Consider the following 2625-nt stretch of genomic DNA (forward strand, 5'->3'; position numbering starts at 1 on the left):
GGACCGCCGCCACCCCGGGGTCTCCCCGGTCCCGGTCGGGTGCGGACCGGGGGCGCCGGGCCGTTGCGCGGAGCCACTGGCGCCACCCCCGAATATCTGACTAAAGTCAGGTTTCGTGAACGCCGAACTCATCGCCGCCGTGCGGCGGTTCAACCGAACGGTCACCCAGCGGGTGGGCGCCCTCGACGACGAGTACATGGCGCGCGGGCGTCCCCTCGCGCAGGCCCGGGTCCTCTGGGAGATCGGCCCCGACGGCGCCGAGGTCGGGGCGTTGCGGGCCCGGCTCGGGCTGGACTCGGGGCATCTCAGTCGGCTCCTGCGCACCCTCGAACACGACGGGCTCGTCACCGTCGGGCCCGCCGACCGGGCCGGCGGCGACGGGCGGGTACGGGTCGCCGCGCTCACCGACGCCGGGCGGGCGGAGTGGTCCGAACTCGACAGGCGCTCCGACGAGCTCGCCGCGTCGATCCTCGAACCGCTGACCGGGCAGCGGCGGCAACGGCTCGTCGCGGCGATGGCCGAGGTCGAGCGGCTGCTCGTCGCCTCGATGGTGACGATCCAGCCCTGCCCGCCGGGCGACCCACGGGCCCGGGCGTGCGTGCGGGCCTACGTCCGGGAGGTCGCCCGGCGCTTCGACGACGGGTTCGACCCGGCCCGGAGCAACGCGGTCCGGGACGAGGACCTCGTCCCGCCGGCCGGGGTGCTCCTGCTCGCCACCCTCAACGCCGAGCCCGTCGGCTGCGGGGCGGTCCGGCTCCACCGCGACGCGCCGGCCGAGATCAAGCGGGTCTGGGTGGCCGACGCCGTCCGTGGGCTCGGGGTCGGGCGACGGTTGCTGGGCGAGCTGGAGCGCCACGCCGCCGCCCAGGGCTGGGACACCGTCCGGCTCGACACCAACCGCAACCTGACCGAGGCGATCGCGATGTACCGCGCGGCCGGCTACCGGGAGGTCGAGCCGTACAACACCGAGCACTACGCGCACCACTGGTTCGAGAAGCGCCTGGCGCCGTGACGGCGCACCCCGGGGGCGCCGCCCCCTGGGTGCGCCCCGGGAGGGGGCGTCACCCTCGGCACGCTTGCCAGACCCCGGGATGACATAGATAATTGTCGATGTTCCTGAGCCGGACACGATCGGGCGACCGGGCAGCCCCCGATCCGCACCCCGCCCTGTCCGCCGTCCTCCGGAGGAACCCCGCCATGAGAACGAAGATCAGACTGCTCGGCGCCGCCCTGGTGGCCGCCGCGCTGACGGCGCTGACGGCCGTGGCCGCCACCGCGCCGGCGTCGGCCGCGACGCTGACCGAGGTAACCAACTTCGGTGCCAATCCGAGCAACCTGCGCATGTACCTGTACGTGCCGGACACCGTCGCGCCGCGTCCGGGCCTGCTGGTCGCCGCGCACTACTGCACCGGCACGGGCCCGGCCTTCCACTCGGGCACCCAGTTCGCGGCGTTGGCCGACCGGTACGGCTACATCGTGATCTACCCGTCCGTCACCCGCAGCAGCCAGTGCTTCGACGTCTCGTCCCCGCAGGCGCTGCGCCGCGACGGCGGCAGCGATCCGGTGGGCATCAAGTCCATGGTCGACCACGTGCGGCAGCGGTACCCCGTCGACCCGGGCCGGATCTTCGCCACCGGCGTCTCGTCGGGAGCCATGATGACGAACGTGCTGCTGGGGCTCTATCCCGACGTGTTCAGCGCCGGCGCCGCCTTCGCCGGCGTGCCCTTCGGCTGCTTCGCCACCACCAACGGCTCGGAATGGAACAGCGAGTGCGCCAACGGCCAGGTCACCAGGACCCCGCAGCAGTGGGGTGACCTGGTGCGCGGCGCGTACCCGGGCTATTCCGGCAGCCGACCGCGGATGCAGCTCTGGCACGGCACGAACGACGAGGTCCTGCGCTATCCGAACTTCACGGAGGAGATCAAGCAGTGGACCAACCTGCACGGGCTGGGTCAGACTCCGACCTACACCGACAGCCCGCAGGCCGGTCACACCCGCACCCGCTACGGGGGCAGCGGCGGCACCGCGCCGGTCGAGGCGATCAGCATGCAGGGCGTCTCGCACAACCTGCCGGTCGACGCCGCCCAGGCGATCCGCTTCTTCGGCCTGGACGCGACCACGCCGCCGAGCAGCCCGCCGCCCAGCACGCCGCCGCCGAGCAGCCCGCCGCCCAGCACGCCGCCGCCGAGCAGCCCGCCGCCCAGCACTCCCCCGCCCACCGGCGCCTGCCGGGTGGCGTACGCGGTCAACGCCTGGAACACCGGCCTGACCGCGTCGGTGACCATCACGAACACCGGCGGCACGACGGTCGACGGCTGGCAGCTGGCCTTCACGCTGCCCGGGGGACAACGCATCACCGGCGGCTGGAACGCCACCTTCTCCCCGACCGCCGGGGCGGTGACCGCGCGCAACGTCGCCTACAACGCGACCATCGCGCCGAACGCGTCGGTGAGCATCGGCTTCCAGGCCACCCACACCGGTGACACCGGCAGGCCGACCTCGTTCACGCTGAACGGATCGACCTGCGCCGTCACCTGACCGGCGGGCCGCGGCGGGCGGGCGTCCGGACCCGCACCCCGGCGCTGCTGCGGTCGGCCTACCTGCTCACCGGCGACCAGCACCTCG

Annotated in this window: 2 protein-coding genes and 1 pseudogene; all 3 read left to right on the forward strand. The window is 73.8% G+C overall.

Annotated features, from left to right (window positions below; genetic code table 11):
- The first annotated feature begins 115 nt into the window (after window positions 1-115).
- The gene (locus tag ACWENR_RS30395) at window positions 116-1012 is read left to right on the forward strand and encodes a bifunctional helix-turn-helix transcriptional regulator/GNAT family N-acetyltransferase (RefSeq protein WP_452280378.1); all 897 of its coding nucleotides are present in this window, start codon (window positions 116-118) and stop codon (window positions 1010-1012) included.
- A gap of 185 nt (window positions 1013-1197) precedes the next feature.
- Entirely contained in the window at window positions 1198-2538 is a 1341-nt protein-coding gene (locus ACWENR_RS30400) for an extracellular catalytic domain type 1 short-chain-length polyhydroxyalkanoate depolymerase (protein WP_452280379.1), read from the forward strand.
- A pseudogene (locus ACWENR_RS30405) lies at window positions 2535-2625 on the forward strand (SigE family RNA polymerase sigma factor); the annotation flags it as partial. The gene ACWENR_RS30400 and the pseudogene ACWENR_RS30405, both read left to right, overlap by 4 nt.

The sequence above is a fragment of the Micromonospora sp. NPDC004336 genome, from assembly GCF_053602615.1.

Bases quoted from the DNA above. Each gene is read 5' to 3' on its own strand.
- ACWENR_RS30400 (WP_452280379.1), top strand. From the start codon at position 1,198: ATGAGAACGAAGATCAGACTGCTCGGCGCCGCCCTGGTGGCCGCCGCG.